19 protein-coding genes and 3 tRNA genes are annotated in these 21,673 nt (G+C 47.3%); 8 read left to right on the forward strand and 14 right to left on the reverse strand.

Annotated elements, in window-relative coordinates; all coding sequences use genetic code 11:
- Position 1: 1 nt before the first annotated feature.
- A complete protein-coding gene (locus tag B067_RS19730; RefSeq protein ID WP_019529070.1) occupies positions 2–1,147 on the forward strand; it encodes an alpha-hydroxy acid oxidase in 1,146 nt (381 codons plus the stop codon).
- A 117-nt stretch (positions 1,148–1,264) separates the two neighbouring features.
- Here the strand turns inward: B067_RS19730 and B067_RS0105520 are convergent, their stop codons facing one another.
- The 14 genes from B067_RS0105520 to B067_RS0105585 all read right to left on the reverse strand — a co-directional run bounded on the left by B067_RS0105520 (position 1,265) and on the right by B067_RS0105585 (position 16,130).
- The gene (locus tag B067_RS0105520; protein ID WP_019529071.1) at positions 1,265–3,409 is read right to left on the reverse strand and encodes a sensor domain-containing phosphodiesterase; all 2,145 of its coding nucleotides are present in this window, start codon (positions 3,407–3,409) and stop codon (positions 1,265–1,267) included.
- Positions 3,410–4,247: 838 nt separating this feature from the next.
- A tRNA-Pro gene (locus tag B067_RS0105525) sits at positions 4,248–4,324 on the reverse strand.
- Positions 4,325–4,413: 89 nt separating this feature from the next.
- The gene (locus B067_RS0105530; protein ID WP_019529072.1) at positions 4,414–4,782 is read right to left on the reverse strand and encodes a MerR family transcriptional regulator; all 369 of its coding nucleotides are present in this window, start codon (positions 4,780–4,782) and stop codon (positions 4,414–4,416) included.
- Positions 4,763–5,065, reverse strand: coding sequence for an integration host factor subunit alpha (ihfA, locus tag B067_RS0105535; RefSeq protein ID WP_035801549.1), 303 nt, complete (start codon positions 5,063–5,065; stop codon positions 4,763–4,765). Before ihfA ends, B067_RS0105530 begins: the two co-directional genes overlap by 20 nt.
- A 4-nt stretch (positions 5,066–5,069) precedes the next feature.
- On the reverse strand, positions 5,070–7,460 hold the full coding sequence (pheT, locus tag B067_RS0105540; RefSeq protein WP_019529074.1) for a phenylalanine--tRNA ligase subunit beta: 2,391 nt from the start codon (positions 7,458–7,460) through the stop codon (positions 5,070–5,072).
- A 216-nt stretch (positions 7,461–7,676) separates the two neighbouring features.
- Positions 7,677–8,693 (reverse strand): phenylalanine--tRNA ligase subunit alpha, encoded by a 1,017-nt coding sequence (gene pheS / locus B067_RS0105545; RefSeq protein WP_019529075.1) that lies wholly within the window; start codon positions 8,691–8,693, stop codon positions 7,677–7,679.
- Positions 8,694–9,181: 488 nt separating this feature from the next.
- The gene (rplT, locus tag B067_RS0105550; protein ID WP_019529076.1) at positions 9,182–9,538 is read right to left on the reverse strand and encodes a 50S ribosomal protein L20; all 357 of its coding nucleotides are present in this window, start codon (positions 9,536–9,538) and stop codon (positions 9,182–9,184) included.
- 34 nt (positions 9,539–9,572) lie between these two features.
- Positions 9,573–9,767 carry a 50S ribosomal protein L35 gene (rpmI, locus tag B067_RS0105555; RefSeq protein ID WP_019529077.1) on the reverse strand — a complete coding sequence of 65 codons (195 nt, stop codon included), beginning with the start codon at positions 9,765–9,767 and terminating at the stop codon, positions 9,573–9,575.
- 113 nt (positions 9,768–9,880) lie between these two features.
- Entirely contained in the window at positions 9,881–10,426 is a 546-nt protein-coding gene (infC, locus tag B067_RS0105560) for a translation initiation factor IF-3 (protein WP_083921364.1), read from the reverse strand.
- On the reverse strand, positions 10,423–12,366 hold the full coding sequence (gene thrS, locus B067_RS0105565) for a threonine--tRNA ligase (RefSeq protein ID WP_026244442.1): 1,944 nt from the start codon (positions 12,364–12,366) through the stop codon (positions 10,423–10,425). The genes infC and thrS overlap by 4 nt, the downstream gene beginning before the upstream one ends.
- Positions 12,367–12,493: 127 nt before the next feature.
- On the reverse strand, positions 12,494–13,570 hold the full coding sequence (gene hisC / locus B067_RS0105570; protein WP_019529080.1) for a histidinol-phosphate transaminase: 1,077 nt from the start codon (positions 13,568–13,570) through the stop codon (positions 12,494–12,496).
- Between the two features lie 170 nt (positions 13,571–13,740).
- Positions 13,741–14,736 (reverse strand): oxygen-dependent tRNA uridine(34) hydroxylase TrhO, encoded by a 996-nt coding sequence (gene trhO, locus B067_RS0105575; protein ID WP_019529081.1) that lies wholly within the window; start codon positions 14,734–14,736, stop codon positions 13,741–13,743.
- 399 nt (positions 14,737–15,135) lie between these two features.
- Entirely contained in the window at positions 15,136–15,486 is a 351-nt protein-coding gene (locus tag B067_RS0105580; protein WP_019529082.1) for a DUF6164 family protein, read from the reverse strand.
- 20 nt (positions 15,487–15,506) lie between these two features.
- Positions 15,507–16,130: a DsbA family protein gene (locus tag B067_RS0105585; protein ID WP_026244444.1), complete on the reverse strand. Its 624-nt coding sequence runs from the start codon at positions 16,128–16,130 to the stop codon at positions 15,507–15,509.
- A gap of 139 nt (positions 16,131–16,269) precedes the next feature.
- Here B067_RS0105585 and hpf point away from each other — a divergent pair, with 139 nt between their 5' ends.
- The 7 genes from hpf to B067_RS0105620 all read left to right on the forward strand — a co-directional run bounded on the left by hpf (position 16,270) and on the right by B067_RS0105620 (position 21,662).
- Positions 16,270–16,650: a ribosome hibernation-promoting factor, HPF/YfiA family gene (hpf, locus tag B067_RS0105590; RefSeq protein WP_019529084.1), complete on the forward strand. Its 381-nt coding sequence runs from the start codon at positions 16,270–16,272 to the stop codon at positions 16,648–16,650.
- Positions 16,651–16,826: 176 nt separating this feature from the next.
- Positions 16,827–18,035, forward strand: a complete 1,209-nt coding sequence (locus B067_RS0105595) for a methyltransferase (protein ID WP_019529085.1) — start codon at positions 16,827–16,829, stop codon at positions 18,033–18,035.
- A 130-nt stretch (positions 18,036–18,165) separates the two neighbouring features.
- A tRNA-Glu gene (locus B067_RS0105600) sits at positions 18,166–18,241 on the forward strand.
- Between the two features lie 39 nt (positions 18,242–18,280).
- Positions 18,281–18,357 (forward strand) — tRNA-Asp (locus tag B067_RS0105605).
- A gap of 842 nt (positions 18,358–19,199) precedes the next feature.
- A complete protein-coding gene (locus tag B067_RS0105610; protein WP_026244445.1) occupies positions 19,200–19,787 on the forward strand; it encodes a class I SAM-dependent DNA methyltransferase in 588 nt (195 codons plus the stop codon).
- Between the two features lie 61 nt (positions 19,788–19,848).
- Entirely contained in the window at positions 19,849–20,094 is a 246-nt protein-coding gene (locus B067_RS0105615; RefSeq protein ID WP_019529087.1) for a Rho-binding antiterminator, read from the forward strand.
- A gap of 170 nt (positions 20,095–20,264) precedes the next feature.
- Positions 20,265–21,662: a class II fumarate hydratase gene (locus B067_RS0105620; protein WP_019529088.1), complete on the forward strand. Its 1,398-nt coding sequence runs from the start codon at positions 20,265–20,267 to the stop codon at positions 21,660–21,662.
- Positions 21,663–21,673 lie beyond the last annotated feature (11 nt).

A 21,673-nucleotide genomic window follows, 5' to 3' on the forward strand; every position in this document is an offset into this window, starting at 1 on the left:
CATGATACGCCCTTTTATTGAACTGCAATCTGCTCAAGATTACCCCGCAATTGCCGATCTTAAAGCGCGCGCTAAACAACGCCTGCCTAAATTTGTTTATGATTACTTGGTGGGCGGCCTGGGGCGTGAGTGCTCTATCCATCGCAACGAACAAGCCTTTGACGAAGTGACACTAGTACCCAATTTCTTAGTGGATCTGCATAACGTCAATCCTTCCATACAACTCTTTGGCCAAACATGGAGCCTGCCCTTAGGCGTTTCGCCCGTAGGCTTCGCCGACCTTTATTGGCCAGGTACCGAACTGATCATGGCCAAGCAGGCCAAAGCAGCAGGCATCCCTTTTACCCAAAGCACGTTTTCCAATGAGACTATTGAAGATATAGCCGCCGTCGCAGGCGACAGCCATTGGTTTCAGCTTTATGCCAATCGAGATTTCGGCATTATGCAAGACCTCATGACCAGAGCACAGCGCGCCGGTGTTAAAAATTTATTAGTCACCGTAGATACCCCACAGTATTCCAAACGCGAGCGCGATTGGCGCAACGGCATGTCCTCCTCCGCCATCCCCTCGCTAAAGCAATTAGCACAAGTTAGCAGCAAACCCGCCTGGGCATTGCGGGCCGCATGTAAGGGCGTACCCACACTAAAAACCCTTAATGCCTATGTGGATAAAAAAGACCGCGGTAAAAGCGCCGGCAACAATCGCCTCTTAGATCTTAGTGACAGGTGGTATGACTGGGAGTTATTAGAACAGGTACGCCAGTGCTGGTCGGGCAACCTCATCATTAAAGGCGTTATGGACTTAGGCCTATGCCAGCAATCCATAGAACGAGGTGCCGACGGCCTACTGGTTTCCAACCACGGCGGCCGCCAGTTTGATGCTGCCCCCGCCACCATAGAGCTACTACCGCGCATAAAAGACAGCATAGGCGACGCTGTGCCCATACTGCTAGACAGCGGCATACGCTCGGGGCTAGATGTGCTGCGAGCCATGGAGCTGGGCGCAGATTTTTGTATGTCAGGTAGAAGTTTTTATTACGGCACGGCAGCACTGGGCGATAGAGGGGCTGAGTTTGTTATTTCGTTATTGGCTGATGAAATAACCAATGAGATGAAGCAGTTTGGTAAGACTAGCTGGCGGGGTTAAGTCGTTTTTTATCAGCTCAGAGAAAAACATAATCTATATACGTCTCTACTGAAACGGATATAGATTCGACACAATTAAGCAAGAGATATTGAAAATAATAACGGCTAATAACGCCCTTTAATCACCACCAGTAAAATTAGTAATGTACTTAATGAAATTAACTGGCGGTAACGGTTTAGAAAAGTGATAGCCTTGAATGTAGTCGCAACCTAGATTAGTAAGCACCCTGACCTGATCAAGTGTTTCTGCGCCTTCAGCAATAATTTTTATATTAAGCGTTTTTGCCATAGCAATAATGGTTGAAACGATAATTTTATCGTCAAAATTATCTGTCATTTCCTTTACAAAAGATTGGTCTATTTTAAGAAAATCAATAGGAAAACGGCGAAGATAACTTAATGATGAGTAGCCAGTACCAAAATCATCAAGGGCAATCGTACTGCCATGATATTGTAAATTTCTGAGCATTGTTAGGCTATTACTCTTATCAGGAGCCAAAACACTCTCTGTCAACTCAAAGCAAAAGTCGCTAGGCATAAGTCCATATGAAGTTATAACATCAACCCATTGGTTATTGTCGGCATCATTGACTGGAAACTCATAGACCGATCGATTGACGCTTACGACCAAATCGGTAAAACCAATATCTTTTAATTCCCTTAAAAACTCACAAGCCTTATTTAAAACTATTTTTCCAATATCGGTAATAAGACCAAACTCTTCAGCAATGGGTATAAATTCAAATGGCGTAATCCATTGATCGCCATCACGCCAACGAACCAATACTTCGCATTTAGTTACACGCTTGCTTTTAGTACAAAAAATAGGCTGATAAAAAACATCAAGGCCATTATTACTTATAACATTAATCAACTTGTTTTTTAACTCAGTACGACGCATAGAATTTTTATGAAATACTTCAGAGAAAAAACAACTCCTATTCCTTCCTTTACCCTTAGCACGATACATAGCTTTTTCCGCCATTTCAAAAACATCAAGCTCAGGCCAACTATTTGGATAGCAAACCGCACCACAACTAATAGTAGATTTAACATTAATATCATTGATCACAAAAGGATCAGCGAACGACTCCATAATAATATTCACATATTCGTCGACCTGTTCTTGCGAATCTATATTGTTTGCAATAATTGCAAAATCATCCGAACCAAAATGTGCTAGCGTGTCACTAGGGTTTATAATTAAAGAAAGCCGTTTAGCAACCTCTTTAAGTAATTCATCACCAAATCGATGACCATAGAAATCATTAATGTCTTTGAAAAAATCAATATCAACAAGAAGAACCGCTAATTTTCTATCGTCGGATAATTCATCAATTCTGGCTTGGAGTAATTTTTCAAACAAAAATTTATTAGGAAAATGCGTCAACGCATTATAATTAGCCTGGAAGGCTATTGTTTTTTCAGCATACTTACGATCGGTAATATCATAAAAATTGCTGACGTAATGCGTAGCCTCCAATTTTTCATTAGTTAGCGCACTAATCATTAACCAGTTAGGAAATAACTCACCATTTTTTCGCTTATCAATTACCTCTCCTTCCCAATAGCCTTTGGTTAATATTTCATCCCACATAGACTCATAAAATGAAGACCCTTGCTTTCCTGATGATAAAACATTGGGGTTACTACCAAGAACCTCTTGTTGGCTGTAGCCAGTAATGCTGCTAAACGCTTGATTGGTATAAATAATTTCTGCGTCACTGTTACAAACAATAACGCCTGACTTACTTTGCTCCATAACTTTTTTAGCAAGGCTAAGCTTATCGACATAACTATTTTTTTCTAGTTCTTTGCAAATCAGTCCTGAAAACAGTAAAAATAACGATTCCGCATCTTTACTTGAGCTTAACGGGGTTTCAAACATAGCCACTAGAATTGCTTTGGTTTGACCCTGACTATCAATTAATGGCATACCTGCATAGGCATCAATTCCCATTTCTATTAATAACTTGTCATCAGGGTAACTTAAACGCACATCTTCAGAAACTATACACAGCTCGCCGCAAATAGCTTTTTCGCAAGGCGAACTTTTTAAGGGATAACTTATATTGCCAGCAATCTGGCCATTTGCGCAAAATGTGAGCGTTTTAATTGTCTCTTTATCGTCATCTAAATTAGCGATAAAAACATAATCTGCATCAATAACGCGAGCTAGAGCACAGGTAATATTTTCTAAAAAATCATCATTATTAACATTGGAAATACTGCGAATAACATCATGAATTTTACTTTCCGTCATTGAATTAGCCTCCTTTATAATACCGTTATACACTTAACCCTCTACGCACTGTAGATGTACAGTGCGTAGAGTTAATCTTTAATTTCCCCTTTACATAAGCACTACAGACGTCTTAACAATATCTATCATACAAACCCATAACATCAGATTAAACACAGGCTTAGTCAACCTATCGTATATATGTATGACTTTTTTATAGGGGCAAGTGATGAAAAAGCGAGAAAATAACAGCTCTTTAACTACGCCTAAATGGGTAGTTATACCTATTCTTCTATATCTTCACTTTAAAATGTAACGAACAATGATTTGTATCAAGTGCTACCTAGATAAAAGCACTTAAACAGTGCGTTGTAGGAAAAGTTAGGCGGCAAATTATAAGCGAAGAGTACGACGGTAAAGAAATACTGCTACAGGATTTGGTAGTTACAGCTTTAACAAGAGGTTGTTCAAGTTTTCGCACTAGGGCTGTACGAGTTTATTTATCGTGGCAGGATTGTATCAAAACAGCTTGAGGCTGCTTTTCTCCTTCAGGCCTGTAAGGTTTTGGGTAACGTCACTATGTGGCTTGTGGCATCTTGTCCCGTGGAGACAAGCGGTATTCGGCTAGCCTCACCCTAAAGGGCCGCCCTTGATAAAGCGGGCGTTACCTACATTTGCTACGCAAATTCCGGTTCGAACCTGAGCGCTTTAACGACAAAATCGCAGGAGCGAATTTTGATCGACCTTTAGGTCGACCCGAAGGGAGAGCCACATGGATGTGGCGAATAACAAAGCCTGCCGTTTCGGCAGGTTAAATAAAAAAGGGCCATGCTTTCGCATGGCCCTTTTTTATTTAAGTTGGTCGGAACGGCAGGATTTGAACCTGCGACCACTACACCCCCAGTGTAGTGCGCTACCAGACTGCGCTACGCCCCGATACATCTTAGGCTTTACAATCTTTACTATGCCGCCTTAAGAGGGGCGAGAGTATAATGCAAAGTGGTGCTGCTGTGAATACGTAATTGCTATGCAGCGAGAACTTTTAATACATCTTCGAGTTCTGTGATCACTTCACGCAACATCGCTTTGTATTCTGTTGAATTTATAGCCTGATCGTCGCCGTCTTCTTCGCCAACCATGCGCTGTCTTGCGCCACCAATAGTGTAGCCTTGATCATAAAGTAGACTGCGAATTTGACGAATTAATACCACATCTTGATGCTGATAGTAGCGACGGTTGCCGCGACGCTTCACCGGTTTTAATTGTGGGAATTCTTGCTCCCAATAACGCAATACATGTGGCTTTACTGCACACAGCTCGCTCACTTCACCAATGGTGAAATAGCGCTTGCCTGGTATTACCGGCAATTCGTCGTTATGACTCGGTTCCAACATAGGTTTCAACTCGTGATTTTAACTTCTGGCCTGGGCGAAATGTCACCACACGGCGTGCTGAGATGGGTATCTCTTCGCCGGTTTTAGGGTTGCGGCCCGGGCGTTGGCTTTTGTCGCGCAGATCGAAGTTGCCAAACCCCGACAACTTGACCTGCTCATTATCTTCTAGCGAGTGGCGTATCTCTTCAAAAAAGAGCTCCACCACCTCTTTCGCTTCGCGCTTGTTTAGCCCCAGCTCTTCGTATAGCCGTTCAGCCATCTCCGATTTAGTGAGAGCCTGCATGCGGTTAGTTCCTTAGCGTTGCTGCAAATTGCGTTTCTAGTGCTTTGATCACTTGATCAACACACACATTAACTTCATCTTCGTTAAGAGTGCGTGATGAATGCTGAAACGTCAAGCCGAGCGCTAAACTTTTTCTTTTAGTATCAATACCTTTACCTTCATAGATATCAAACAACCTTAGGTTTGTCAGGTCGCTGCCAGCAGCCGCTTTGACTGCTTTTTGTACGGCTCCAGCCTCAATTTCCCGATCTATAATCACCGCTATATCGCGCCTAACCTCGGGGTATTTTGATAATTCACTGAACCCAGGAACCTTACCAGAGCTTATGGCTGCCACATTGACCTGAAATAAGTATACCGTTTGCGAGATACCGAGCTTTTTCTGTAGTTGCGGATGTATAGCGCCTATATAGCCAACAAACTTACCATTTCGGCGAATTTCTGCTGTTTGGCCGGGATGTAGGCCATCACATTCGCCACGGGCAAACTCAAAGCTACCGCTGGGGTCGCATAGGGCTAAAACCCCTTCTACATCACCCTTCAGGTCGTAAAAGTCTACAGTTTCGCCATTTTCCAACCAAGATTCTGGCTTGCGTCTACCGGTAATCGCCCCAGCTAGCATCTGCTCTTGCTTAGGCAGCCCGCTGCCATCGGGGATAAAGCTCAAACCCGCTTCAAATAAGCGTACCCGGCTTTGCTGGCGATTGAGGTTGTGCTGCATAGCGGCCAGCAGACCCGGCCACAAACTAGTGCGCATCACCGACATATCGGCCGAGATGGGGTTATTCAACACCACCGCCTCGTCGTTGGGGCAAACTAGCTGGTGCATTTTGGGGTCTATAAAGCTGTAGGTAATGGCCTCTTGATAACCATTGGCTACTAGCTGGCTGCGTATTTGCTGTAGTTCAGTCAACGCTTCTGGCTTGGCGCGCAAACCAAGTTCGGCGTGTATCTTGGTGACCGGCAAGCGGTTGTAGCCATAAATACGGGCCAACTCTTCCAGCAGGTCGGCTTCTATCGCCATATCAAAACGCCATGAAGGCGCTACTACTTTCCAACCCTCCTCGGTATCAGTGACATCCATACCCAAGCGAGAGAGTATGTCTTTAACCTCGGCGCGGTCCATGGTTAGGCCTAACACCCGCTCTATACGGTTGGCGCGCAGGTTTAGCTCGGCGGCTTTGGGTAAATCGGGCTCTGATGTTACTTCTATCAACGGCCCGGCTTCACCGCCCACTATATCTAATAACAACTGGGTAGCACGCTCACAGGCTTTGGCCTGCAATTGATAATCTACGCCGCGCTCAAAGCGATGCGATGAGTCGGTATGCAAGCCATAAGAGCGCGCGCGACCGGCAAGCTTAACCGGTGCAAAAAACGCCGACTCTAAGAATATGTTTTTGGTTGCACTGCTCACGGCAGTGGCTGCGCCACCCATAATGCCCGCTAAGGCAACCGCTTGCTTTTGATCGGCAATCACTAAGGCATCATCACGTAACTCTAGCTCTTGACCATCTAACAAGGTGATTTTTTCACCCTGTGTCGCCTGGCGAACGTTTATGCCGCCACTTAATAGGTTTAAGTCGAAAGCATGTAGCGGCTGGCCTAATTCCAACAATACGTAGTTGGTCACATCAACTACCGCATCAATAGAACGCAAACCGGCGCGGCGTAGTTTTTCCTGCAGCCATAAAGGTGAAGGTTTAGTGGCATCGACATTGCGAATCACGCGGCCTACATAGCGTGGGCAATCGGCTGAGGCGCTTACCGCTACGGGGAAGACATCATCTATGGTGGCAGCTACTGCAGCTACGGTTAAATCATTCACCGCAATTTTATTTAATACGCCAGTCTCGCGGGCAATACCGGCCACGCTTAAACAGTCGGCACGGTTAGGGGTTAAGTCGACTTCGATAATAGTGTCGTTTAACTGCAAGTACTCGCGTATATCTTGGCCAGTAGGCGCATCGGCGGCCAGCTCCCAAATACCGTCAGAGTCTTCACCCATAGCCAGCTCTACCTGCGAACACAACATACCGTGTGATTCTACGCCGCGCAGCTTGGCTTTTTTAATTTTAAAACCTTTGCCATCGTCAGTAGGCAACTTGGCGCCTACGGTAGCAAAAGGAATTTTAATACCCATGCGGGCATTAGGTGCACCACAAACTACCTGTACAGTTTCATCGCCGCCGGCTACTTGGCAAACGCGCAACTTATCAGCATCGGGGTGCTGCTCTATGGCGATAATTTCGCCCACCACTACACCAGTAAATTCGCCGGCAACAGGCTCAGTACCTTCTACTTCAAGGCCCGCCATGGTCAGCTGCTCTACCAACTCTGCGGTATTGATACTGGGGTTTACCCATTCCCTAAGCCACTGTTCGCTTAATTTCATTTTTCATTCCTAAAAGTATTCTTTCTTTTACGTCATGCCGAACTTAATCCGGCATCTATATATTCTTTAATCTAGGTTCTGGATACCGGCGTTCGCCGGTATGACAGCTAACTAGAGGTATTACTCTAGAGACTAGCGACTAATCGCTAGATTCCCGCATTCGCGGGAAGAGCCTGCCCCATGAGCAAAGTGAATGCTTTGGGTATGACTTTTTATTTATTTAAACTGCTCTAAAAAGCGCAGATCATTGTCATAAAACAAACGCAAATCATTTACGCCGTAACGCAGCATCGCTAAACGCTCCACCCCCATACCAAAGGCAAAGCCAGTATATTTTTCGGTATCGATATTAGAGTATTCAAATACGCTGGGGTGCACCATGCCGCAACCCATTACTTCTAACCAACCGGTTTGGCTACATACGCGGCAACCTTCACCGCCGCAGTTTACACACTGTATATCCACTTCTGCCGAAGGTTCGGTGAAAGGGAAGTAAGAGGGACGAAAACGCACGGCTAATTCTTTTTCAAAGAACACCCGTAAAAACTCTTCCACTATGCCTTTTAAATCGGCGAAGCTACTTTCTTCACTGATTAACAAACCCTCTACCTGATGAAACATAGGGGTGTGGGTTAAATCGGAATCGCAACGGTAAACACGGCCTGGGCAAATAACTTTAAGCGGTGGCTCTGTGTTTTCCATCACCCGTACTTGTACTGGTGAGGTGTGGGTTCGCAGCACGGTGTGTTCATTAATATAGAAGGTGTCGTGCATGGCGCGCGCTGGGTGATGCGCAGGAATGTTTAACGCTTCAAAGTTGTGGTAGTCGTCTTCTATCTCTGGGCCTTCTACGGTTTCAAAACCGATGGCCTCAAAAAAGCTAGCTATGCGCTCTATGGTGCGGGTTACCGGATGCAGGCCGCCTACATTTTGGCCGCGACCAGCTAGGGTAATATCGATTTGCTCTGCGGCTAATTTTTCAGCAATGGCAGCGGTTTCTAGGGCGGTTTTTTTCTCGCCTATAGCTTGCTGCAGAATTTGCTTAACTTTATTAATTTCGGCACCGGCAGCTGGACGCGCTTCCGCAGAGAGTTTACCTAAGCCTTTTAGCAAATCGGTAATACTGCCTTTTTTACCCAAAAACTGTACCCGCACATCGTCTAGTGCCGAAACATCGTGCGCGTCGTTAATGGCTGCTCGCGCTAGTGCGGCGAGAGACTCTAGATTTTCCATCGATAGCCTTCTTTGTATGTAATACTTTTTGTTTAAATAGTGCCTTCGTAAATAACACACTAGTTTCTATTCTTTAAGCTTATGGATACCGGCGCAAGGCCGGTATGACACAGTAAAACGCTCTACCGTCATTGCGGTTCTGACCCGCAATACACTGCTTTGAGTACCGGCACTAGGCCGGTACGACAGAGTAAAGTTTCTACTACACAGTAAAACTCTCTACCGTCATTGTGGGCCTGACCCGCAATCCACTGCTACCGATTGTAAAACCGGTAATTCAGTTGTTTTAGAAAATGAAAACAGAGCCCAAGCCTTACTCTCATTTTTCTAAAACAACTATTGCCGCGCAATTTTTCCCCTTTAAAACAAAAATAGGGAAAGAGCGTCAGCCCTTTCCCCATTTCCTGCACTAAAAAGTGCAAACAGAAGATATGGTAGAAATAGGGGGGTCAGAGTCTAGACTCCGACCCCCCTATTTCGCATATTTCTTATGCTAAGGCAGCTTTTGCTTTTTCAACAACAGCAGCGAAAGCAGGCTTATCATGCACAGCTAAATCGGCCATAACGCGACGATCTAGTATGATTTCAGCTTTTTTCAGACCAGCGATTAAGCGGCTGTAAGACATGCCATTGGCGCGTGACTGTGCATTGATACGGGTAATCCATAGTGCACGGAATTGACGCTTACGTTGGCGACGGTCACGATATGCGTATTGGCCAGCTTTAATAACAGCTTGCTTAGCAACACGGAAAACACGTGAACGGGCACCGTAGTAACCCTTGGCTTGCTTTAAAATCTTTTTATGACGACGGTGTGCAGTGACACCACGTTTTACTCTAGGCATTGTGAGACTCCTCTTGACCTAAAAAATGGTGTGCTTACTTAGCACGCAACAAACGATCGATTAATACTTCATCACTCTTGTGAACGAGTGAAGTACCACGTAGCTGACGCTTACGTTTGGTCGTCATTTTGGTCAAGATGTGGCTCTTGTGGGCGCTTTTACGCTTGTAACCACCAGCAGTCTTTTTAAAACGCTTGGCAGCCCCACTATGTACTTTAGCTTTAGGCATCGTTAGATACTCCGCATTTGGTGAGTCTTATGACTCAAAAATAAATGTACCCTCAATTAGCAGGCCCTACGAGCTCACTGCTAGTTAAGAGGCGAAAAAGAAAGAGCTAGCTCTTACTTCTTCTTCTTTTTAGGGGCAATGACCATCGTCAATTGACGACCTTCCATCTTAGGATGTTGCTCTACAGTGCCTAACTCTTCCAAGTCAATTTCAACTCGTTTGAGTAGGGCCATGCCTAGCTCCTGATGGGCCATTTCGCGGCCGCGGAAACGTAATGTCACCTTGGCTTTGTCCCCGTGTTCAAGGAAACGTGTGAGGTTGCGTAGTTTTACCTCATAATCTCCTTTATCCGTATTAGGACGGAATTTCATCTCCTTAACCTGTGTACGAACCTGCTTCTTCTTGGAAGCGGCTTGCTGTTTCTTAGCCTCGAACACATGCTTACCGTAGTCCATAATTTTACAGACTATCGGATCGGAATCTGCTATTTGCACCAAATCGAGGGTCGCTTCTGCCGCAGCAGCTCTGGCCTCTTCAATAGGTACCACACCGACCTGTTCACCGTCGGCCCCAATCAAGCGAACTTCTTTTGCCTCAATCTCTTCATTAATTGTGGCGCGTTTGCTCTTACCTTTAGTTTGTTGTTGCTTAATCTCTATTTCTCCGTTGTTGACTCTTGGCCAATGCGACCGCGGTTGGCAATATCCTCATGAAGTAGCTGCTCAAAAGCCGCCAAATTCATGGAACCTAGATCATCACCATTACGCGCACGTACGCTTATTGTCTGAGTCTCTACTTCCTTATCGCCTAAAACTAGTAAATAAGGAACCCGCTGAATTGTGTGCTCGCGGATTTTAAAGCCGATCTTCTCATTTCTCAAGTCCGCATCCACTCTAAATCCTTTATTTTTCAAGGAATCGGCAACTTTTTGCACATAGGGGCTCTGTTTGTCCGTAATATTGGCAATTACTACCTGGGTCGGTGCCAACCATGTTGGAAATTTGCCTTCGTAGTGCTCGATCAAAATACCGATAAAACGCTCGAATGAACCCAAAATGGCACGGTGTAACATCACTGGCGTTTGTCGTGAGCCGTCTTCGGCAACATATTGCGCATCCAAACGGCCAGGCATAGAGAAATCCACCTGAATAGTCCCCAGCTGCCAAACACGGCCTATGCAATCCTTAAGCGAGAATTCGATTTTAGGGCCATAAAAAGCACCTTCACCGGGCAACTCTTCCCAAGGTAGCTCTTTACTATCCAATGCTTGCGCCAATGCTTGCTCCGCTTTATCCCAGCTTTCATCACTGCCCACACGCTGCTCGGGGCGGGTTGATAGACGGTAAATCACCTCACTAAAGCCAAAATCTTCGTATACCGCATGAAGCAGGTCGATAAAGGTGCCCACTTCCTCTTGGATGTCACCTTCGGCACAGAAGATATGGGCGTCATCCTGCACAAAGCCGCGCACACGCATAATGCCGTGCAGCGAACCTGAGGGCTCGTTACGGTGGCAGGAGCCAAACTCCGCCAAGCGCAGGGGCAAGTCACGGTAGCTCTTTAAACCTTGGTTAAACACCTGCACATGGCAAGGGCAGTTCATGGGTTTAACGGCAAAGGTCTTTTCATCAGACTCTAGGGTAAACATGCCATCACCAAACTTGTCGGCGTGGCCAGACTTCTCCCACAGGGAGATATCCACTAATTGCGGGGTTTTAATCTCTTGGTAACCGTTGAGATCTTGCTGCTGACGCATATAGCCTTCAATCGTCTTATAGACGCTCCAGCCTTTGGGATGCCAAAACACCATACCCGGCGCTTCTTCCTGCATATGGAATAGGTCGTATTTTTTACCCAGCTTACGGTGGTCGCGTTTTTCGGCTTCTGCTAAGCGGTGTAAATAGCCTTTTAAATCTTTCTTGTTGGCCCATGCGGTACCGTATATGCGCTGTAACATTTGGTTGTTAGAGTCGCCGCGCCAATAAGCACCGGCCACCTTCATCAACTTATGCACTTTCAGCTTGCCGGTGCTGGGCACGTGGGGGCCACGGCACAGGTCCATCCAGGCACCTTGGCGGTACAGTGAGATTTCTTCGCCTTCGGGTAGATCTTCAATGATCAGCACCTTGTAGCGCTCACCCATTTGCCTAAAGGTCTCTATAGCCTTCTCGCGAGTCATCACGATGCGCTCTATGGGGTGATCTTCTTTAACAATCTCGCCCATGCGCTTTTCGATTTTGACTAAATCGTCTTGGGTGAAATTATGGCCGGTAGCGAAATCATAGAAAAAGCCATCTTCAATAACCGGCCCTATGGTGACCTGTATATCGGGGAAGCACTGCTGCGCAGCCTGCGCCAATAAGTGAGCGGTAGAGTGGCGTATCACATCCAGCCCCTCTTCATCCCTTTCGGTGATGATAGAGAGCTCGGCATCCGATTCTATTAAATAAGAGGTATCAACAGCCTTGCCATTGATCTTGCCCGTTAAAGCCGCTTTGGCTAGGCCTGGGCCTATGTCCATCGCTACGTCGTGAACAGTGACGGAATTATCGAATGAGCGCTGGCTACCATCGGGAAGAGTTACAGTTACTGCAGGCATGTGCTTTCCTTATTCAGTGGTGGCCCCTACCAAAGGTCACGTGAAATTTAAATGAGGTTATTTCAAAGGGCGCAAACTCTAACCACCCGCGCCCCGCTTGTAAAGGCAATATGCCCACCCGGCGGGTTTAGCCTAGAATTTCTTTTATCGCAGTGATTAAAGCCTGCATCTCTTGATCGGTGCCTACGCTAATACGCAGGTATTCACTGATTCGCGGCTTGTTAAAATAACGCACGATAATCTTGTGCTGGCGCAGCTGCGCAAACAAGTCTTCGGCTGCGATACCAGTGGGCTTGGCCATCACAAAATTGGTTTTGGAATCCAGCACCTCAAAACCCAGCGCCGCCAACTGCGCCGTCACCCACTCACGGGTGGCGATAATCTTTTGGCAGCAGTCATTGAAGTAACCCACATCATCTATGGCAGCGGCAGCGGCTCTTTCTGCCAAGCGATCTAGCGGGTAAGGGTTAAAGGAGTTTTTCACCCGATTCAAACCATCGATCAAGGCCTTATTACCCAGCGCAAAGCCCACCCGTAAACCCGCCAACGAGCGCGATTTAGATAAGGTTTGCACCACTAGCAAGTTAGGGTATTGGTTAATGAGGCTAGCGGCAGACTGCGCGCCAAAGTCTACATAGGCCTCATCCACTAACACCACCGACTCGGTGTTTTTAAGCAACAATTGCTCTATCTCAGCCAGCGACAGTGCCAAACTGCTAGGCGCATTGGGGTTGGCAAAAACCACCCCGCCGTTATTCTGCATAGACTCGCTGCAGTATTGCGCTAAGTTAATAGAGAAATCATCCGCCAAGGGCAGCTCACAGGAGTCTATATCGTACAAACTGCAATACACGGTATAAAAGCTATAGGTAATATCGGGCATTAACAAAGGCTTATCACCGGCAAAAAACGCCTGAAACGCTGCCGCCAACACCTCATCCGAGCCATTACCCACAAACACCTGCGCTTCATCCAGGTTATAAAACTGGGCGATAGATTGCTTTAACAGCGAGGATTCAGGGTCGGGATATAAACGCAGGGCATCAATATTGGCCTGCGAAAAAACCGCATGCACCTTAGGTGAAGGCGGATATGGATTCTCATTGGTATTGAGCTTAATTAAACCCTGCTCTTTAGGCTGTTCACCTGGCGTGTAAGGATCTAAGCGGTGAGCTAAATCGCTCCAATATTTGGACATAAACATTGCACTCGCAATTTCAGTTTCTTTAAAAAGAGTCGATAAAAAATGTATAAAATTTCAAAGGCCTTAGTCTACAGAGGCTAGTCGCTGGTCGCTAGAAAAAGCACACCATCCAGCCAAATCTGCACCACACAACATTCAACCTCTAGCGACTACAGGCTAGGAGCTGGCGACTAGGAACTAGCCGACAACTCCCGCTGCCGCTGCCTCTCACGCTCAGCCTGCTTAGCCGCCCTACGCTGCTCGGTAGAATCAACCGCATCGCTACCCATATGCGCTTCGCCGCGCTGCTTAGCCAATTGAATTTGTTTTTCACGTTCGGCAAAACGTTGGCGCTGCTCTTCTGAAACTTTATCAAAACAGTAAGGGCAGCTAACGCCAGCTTGGTAATGCTCTGACGCTTTATCCTCATCAGTGATTGGTAAGCGGCAGGCGTGGCATTGGTCGTAATCGCCTTTTTCTAATTGGTGATTAACCGTAACGCGATCATCAAACACAAAGCACTCGCCTTTCCATAGGGTTTCTTGTTCGGGTACTTCTTCCAGATATTTTAAAATACCGCCGTGCAGGTGATACACCTCGTCAAAGCCCTGCTCTTTCATATAGGCGGTAGACTTTTCACAGCGTATGCCGCCGGTGCAAAACATGGCGATTTTTTTGTGCTTGGCGGGGTCTAGGTTTTGTTTTACGTATTCGGGGAATTCTCTAAAGGTGGTGGTATTGGGATTAACTGCGCCGTCAAAAGTACCCACCTGATATTCATAATCATTGCGGGTATCCACCACCAGTACTTCCGGGTCGCTAATTAATGCGTTCCACTCTTTAGGCTGCACATAGGTGCCCACCACGCGCTTGGGGTCTATGCCCTCAACACCCATGGTGACGATTTCTTTTTTAAGTTTTATTTTAGTGCGGTAAAACGGCGGCTTATCGGTGTACGACTCTTTGGTTTCTAGCTCGGCTAAACGCTGATCGGATTTTAGCCAAGCCAGCGCCGCATCAACACCGGCGCGCGGGCCGGCGATGGTGCCGTTAATGCCCTCCTGGGCTAGTAACAAAGTGCCTTTAACCTGGTTGGCAACTAACATTTCGCGCAAGGGCTCACGCAGTTCTTCGAAATTTTCTAGGGTGACGAATTTATATAAGGCGCAGACAACAATCTGTGACATGGGGCTTCCTCTTAAGCGGGCCGGACCGTAAATCCAGAGCCTGGGAGTACAATGTAAGGGTGGTTTAGCACCCCAGTTAATCGGCGCGCATTATAGGGGATAACAACCCTGCTGTCTTTAGGGGCTTTAGCTCGATTTCATCTAGCTCTATCGCGGCTAGCCCCTTTAACCTTCGCGCTTAAATGCCTATAGCCTATTTCACTGCCGTCCCACAATTTATGGAAGCATGACTTCGGTGTTGATTGTTGTGACCTTCGCCAGCATGGATGCTGGCGCAGAGCCTACATGGATGTATTTACGGCGTGTCACGGCAATCAATACCGGAGTCATGTCTCGAAAGCAGCGATCACCGTGCATCTAATGTTTATGAGTCACTAGTGAGCCTATTTATAAAAAGTCCTATAGCCACCCCAAGAAAGGCGCTATAGACACAAACAACACCATTAGCAGCAACAGCGTCATAGCACTAATTTGCACTGGTGCCGCCTTAAACCTGTCTTGTAAGGTAGCTAGCGGTTGCTGGCCCGGCTCATCCCGTAGGCTGGCGACGCGCTCAATTTGGTAGGCCTCTATCAAGGCTCTGGCCTCTGCCTTTTGTGAGTTATCTTTTAACCATAAACCCGCTATAGACACTCCCCAGCGCCCTGCTGAGCTCTCATAAAAATCCAGCGCATTATCGTCCAATAGCTGCCGCACGGCATCGGCTTCTTCGTCGCTAACACCATTGAGTTTAAAAATTAATACGGACATAACGTGTATACAGCCATGGATTATTGAGAGGGATGTAATAGGGCGTGCAAATGCCGCAGTGTAACGCCTTCATCTTGGTAATCCAAAGTTAGCGGGATTTTTTCCTCGTCACGTACTAACACCAACGAGGGAAAGCCCGCTATAGGCCAGGACCTGGCTATAACTATATCGTCTTGTAACTGCTGCTCTATATGCGCTGAATGCAGCTCACAGGAAAACTGTGCCTTATCTAAGTCCAACTCCCCTGCTAACTGTATTAATACCTCATCATCCGAAGGGTTAAGCGCGCGCAAATAATATGCCTGCTGTATTGCCAGCACCATATCCTCCGCGGCCTGCTGCCGCCCAGCCGCCAGCACCGCCCGGCAGGCGGGATAGGTGGAGCGCCTAGGCTGACATAGCCGCCAAAAATCATGGTTAAAATTAGCACCTAACTGCTGTTCAATATTTCGCCACGTTGCCTGCAGCATCTGCTGCATGGCCTGCGGCATAGGCTGCTGGCTATCGGCCGCTAGGCCGCCCAGCACCGCACGCCACGCTATGTCAGCTGGCAGTTTATTTTTTAACCGCAGCAAAGTCGATCGGTAACCCCAGCACCAGGAGCACATAGGGTCGTGAAAATAATAGAGTTGAACTTTCGTCATAGTAGGTACACAAAGCTATTGCGTGGGGGGCAGTTAAAATAAATGCTAATTAGCGCATATAACTGTGAGCTAAATCAAAACCCTTTTGCAAATATCGTCTACACTGAATATGAACTCTCGGAAAAAGGTCACATTACCTATGCAAATAACCATTACTGGCCATCATGTAGAAATCACCGATGGCATTCGCGAAGCCGTTAACTCTAAACTCTCCAAAATCGACAACCACTTCCCCGACATACAGACCGTAGACGTTATCGTCACTGTCGAAAAAAACCGTCAAATCGCCGAAGCTAACACCCACTTTTTAGGTAAGGACTTTAGTGCCAAAGCCGATAATGAAGAGCTGTATAAATCCATAGCCGAAATGAGTAGCAAATTGACCAAATTGCTGCAGCGCCAGAAGGAACAGGTGAAAGCGCATCCACATCAAAAACCTGAAGTCGCCGACACCGACTTAGAGGCAGAGCTAGAACTTATAGATGATGAGGACGAACAACTACTGGCCGCCAACCAATAACCCCTCTTTAGGCGCTAAACTCCGCGTTTAGCGCCTGCTCTCTTCCCCCCTTTTTATTAGCTCCCTATAACTTGTACCAACACGACTTACTACCGGCATAAGTACAGCTGTGCATGAACACTCATACATGAACACTGCTACAATGGCCCACCACTATCACAACCAGCCGCCCCCCCATGCTTTGCCAGCAAGATTATTTACTCCATTTTCACACCCTAGATGCCGTGCTCACGCAACAACAGGCACTGTGGCAGCCGCGTGCGTTTTATCAAAGCCAAGTAGCTTGGCAACAGCAACACCCGCAATTATTTACCGCACTGCTAGCACTCAGCGACCAACAGGTAGAGCAACTCAGCCAAAACAATGCGCAACGCCTGCAATGGTTTAGCCACTACCTGCCCGATAGCTGCCAACAACTGGCTTGCTTTGAGCCGCCCAGCCTAAGCGCTACAAGCGCAGACATTAGCCCGTTTAAAACCGTAGCCATTCCCGGCCGCAAACTGGCACAAATACTAGCATTTAGCCAGGCCCTGCCCGACTCCCCCAACAGCTTAATTGAGTGGTGCGCAGGCAAAGGCCATCTGGGCCGTACCATCAGCAACTTGACCCAACAAACCGTGCACTGCCTAGAGTTTGACCGCCAGCTCTGCGACAGCGGCCAACAGCTGGCCCACAAACACCAAGCCGACCTGCACTTTCACCACCAGGACGTGCTGCAAGCCTTGCCTACACAACTACAAGGCCCACAGTACGACCACATAGGCCTACACGCCTGCGGCCAGCTGCACATACAACTGCTAACCACCGCCTGCCAGCAACAAGCCCAGCACATCACCCTGTCGCCCTGCTGCTACCACAAGATCGCTGCCGAGATATACCAACCGCTGTCGCCAGCCGCCGCCAACAGCGCCCTGCAACTAAGCCGGCAAGACCTACAACTGGCACAGGAAGAAACCGTCACCGGCGGACAGCGCATACACAACTTACGCTACCAAGAGCAACTGTGGCGATTGGCCTTTGACGAGCTACAACAAGCCCTTAGCGGCCAACACAGCTACCAGCCGCTGCCCTCAATTAGCAAAAAAATCTTTAGCGGCACATTCCACGACTTTTGCCAGTGGGCCGCCAAGCACTGCCAACTTAGCCTGCCGCAAACCCTAGATGCACCCCGCTACTTGGCCAAGGGGGAGCAACGTTTACAACAGGTGCGGCGCTTAGACTTGCTGCGGCAGCTTTTTAAACGGCCACTGGAATATTGGTTAGTATTAGATCGCATTTTATTTTTATATCAGCAAGGTTACCAAGCTCAACTGCTGCAATTTTGCCCCAGCAGCACCAGCCCCAGAAACCTACTGATCAGCGCAAAGCGGCAAACTGTTCAATAAATCACCCAGCACTGCTCAAGCAGTCACCAACTACCGCTTTTTTTAGCCTTAAATGACATTAGGTGTTGACGTAGTCGCTCAGCCTCTTATAATTCGCGTCGTTTTCAGCATATAGCTGTAGGCACTCTGCGTCCCCATCGTCTAGAGGCCTAGGACACCGCCCTTTCACGGCGGTAACAGGGGTTCGAACCCCCTTGGGGACGCCATTATTTTTTATTCGTTGTATGGATACTGCGAAATTCTAAGGACCGGTAGTTCAGCTGGTTAGAATGCCGGCCTGTCACGCCGGAGGTCGCGGGTTCGAGTCCCGTCCGGTCCGCCACTTATAAGACAACCCATCAGCCACCGTCCGGTGGTTTTTTTATATCTGAAATTTGACCCATAAGGGGCTCGAACCCAATAGCGGGTTTGAAAAACTTCGCCTACGGCGGAGTTTTGTCGCCAGCTTTACTCATGGCGCCTCGCAGAGGTTGTAACAGCCTCAAGCTGTTACAAACAGTCTCGTCCTGAATTACGCGCCAGCCTAGCTACAACTACCACCTACATAATCTTGTCATGCCCACTACCTAATCTTGTCATACCGGCGAACGCCGGTATCCATGCTTTTTTCTCTTAATGTTTATCGCAGTAATTTGCCTGGCCGGGTTCCGCCCTGCTAGGCGGGTTACTTGACTCGCTACGCTCGGCCTACGGCCCGACCTAAAGGTCGTTCAACGCAAAATACGCTTATGTGCTTTTGCTTGCCCAAAAGAAAGCTAACCAAAGAAAACGGCACCCCTACTTCATTCGGGTGCCCTGTGCTACTCACAAATTTCGCCTAGTGAGGAATTTGGACGCCAGTTTTATCATGGCGCCCGAAGGGTGAAAATACGCTAAGGCGTATTTGAATCCAAAATTAGCGGTCGCTTCCGAACTCACCTTTTGAAGATACTCAATCTTCAAAAGGCTCAGACATGCGTCGCTGCTTCGCCCCGCTAATTTTCTCCGTTGCTCGGCGACTCCCAAGGGGAATCTGGGTGCTCCGTAGATGGGTAATCACTAGAATTGATTATTTATGGGAGTATTTACACTCTCGTGTTTGCATATAGACATTATTTTCCATATACGGACATAATAAGTAAAATCACCTCACTTAAACTATCACTCAGTCACGGAGAAAAAATATTGAACAATGAATGGGACGAATATGCCGAAGGCTGGGATGCTGACGACGCAGTACAAGAGTATGCCAACAAGGCTTTTAAGGAACTGGCTAATATTATCGAGCTTAACGACAGCCTATCTATCTTTGATTTTGGTTGTGGCACAGGCTCTCTTACTGAAATATTGAGCCCAAGAGTAAAAGATATTATTGCCCTTGATGGCTCATCAGAAATGATAAAGCATCTGGCCAATAAAAATTTAAACAACGTCTCAACTATCCCCGGATTTTTAACTCAAGAGTTAATTGACAGCCACCCTCATCTAACAAAGAAATTCGACTTAATCGTTGCATCTTCCGTTTGTGGTTTTCTACCTGACTATAATCTGACATTAGGACTACTCAAATCTCTTTTAAAAACCGATGGTATATTTGTTCAATGGGACTGGCTATCAGATGATGACAATTCTGGCATGGGTTTATCGGAAGCCAACGCATTACGCGTTCTAAAGGAAAACGGCTTCGTTGAAGTAGAAACAAAAAAACCATTTTCAATGAAAAGCTCAAAAGGCACACTGGAAGTATTAATGGCTATAGGCAAACAGCGCTAAAACATTATCAAGGCCAGAACCTCCTTATAATCAGAGTCCCCTTATAAATAGGCATATAAAAGTGATCAACTGCAACCAACACGACTACATAGAAATAGCCTGCCTATACCAGCTGCCAATCAAACTCACCCTTAAATCAGGCGCCCCCATAGCAGCCACCGCTATCGACACCCAACGCAACGACGCAAAAGAAGAATGCATAAAAATAAAAGTCGGCTCCGACCATCAACTCATCGTTTTAAACGACATCAGCACCATGCAAGCCCTAATAGCTAACCCTCACTTTGATACGATTAGCTTTAGCTAACACGCTAGGCCTACATCTATACCCACCCCTACACTTACCCCGTAACAGAAAACCTAATCGCCTAACCTACCCCCACTCCAAAAACCAAACGCAACAAGACAAAGCCCACCGAAACCAGCTACAGTTACCACTACAATTACATTACTCACAACCACAGAGTAAAGCCCACCATGGCCACAACTAAAAAAACCTACCGCATAGAAAAAGACAGCATGGGTGAAGTACGCATACCTATCGATGCACTATATGGCGCGCAAACCCAGCGCGCGCTAGATAATTTCACCATTAGTTCACTCACCTTGCCGCGCAGTTTTATACGCGCACTGGGCTTAATGAAACAGGCCTGCGCTGCGGCCAATGATGAACTGGGCCTGTTAGATACCGACATAGCCAACGCCATACAGCAGGCGGCCAGCGCGGTAGCGCAGGGGGATTACGATAACGCGTTTGCGATAGATATTTTTCAAACAGGCTCGGGCACTAGCAGTAATATGAACGCCAATGAGGTGATAGCCAAACTGGCTAGCAGCGCCTTAAAGCAAGCAGTACACCCCAACGACCACGTAAATTGCGGGCAAAGCTCTAATGATGTTATCCCCAGCTGTATACATGTGAGTGCCAGCTTGGCTATTGCCGAGCAATTGCTGCCCAGCCTGCAACATTTGATCACCTGTATTAACGAGAAAAGTCTGCACTATATCGACACGGTAAAAACCGGCCGCACCCACCTAATGGATGCCATGCCCATTACCCTACAACAGGAGTTAGGCGGCTGGGCAGCGCAGCTGCAACACAATACCGAACGCATAAATCACAACCTCAGCGACCTACAGCGCTTAGCTATAGGAGGCACCGCGGTGGGCACGGGCATTAATACCCACGCCGATTTTGGCGCTAAGGTATGCGCGCAACTGCAACAACTCACTGGCTTACCTTTCAGCACCAGCGATAATTATTTTGCCGCTATCAGCAGCCAAGATAGCGCAGTCGCCATGAGCGGCGAATTAAAAACACTGGCGGTAAGCCTGATGAAAATCAGCAATGATTTACGCTGGATGAACAGCGGCCCATTAAGTGGCCTAGCGGAAATTACCCTGCCAGAGTTGCAACCCGGCAGCAGCATCATGCCCGGCAAAATTAACCCGGTTATCCCCGAAGCTGTGGCCATGGCCTGCGCCCAAGTAATAGGTAACGACAGCACCATTACTGTGGCTGGGCAGTCGGGAAACTTTCAGCTCAATGTGATGTTGCCGATCATCGCTTACAATTTATTGCAAAGCATAGAATTATTAAGCAACGCGCTGCGCGCCTTGGCCGACCAAGCCATTAGTGGCTTTAGCGTTAACAGCGAACACTTGCAGGCCAACCTTAGCAACAACCCCATACTGGTTACCGCGCTAAATAAAACCATAGGCTACGACTTAGGTGCCGCCATTGCTAAACGCGCCTACCACGAAAAACGCCCGGTTATTGATGTAGCCGTAGAAATGACCGACTATAGCCGCGAGCAACTCGAACAACTGCTAGACCCGAAAAAACTCACCCAGGCATCCCAACCCACAGGCTAATTAGCTACTGC

Origin of the sequence: Dasania marina DSM 21967 (assembly GCF_000373485.1) — a bacterium.
Taxonomy (GTDB): domain Bacteria; phylum Pseudomonadota; class Gammaproteobacteria; order Pseudomonadales; family Dasaniaceae; genus Dasania; species Dasania marina.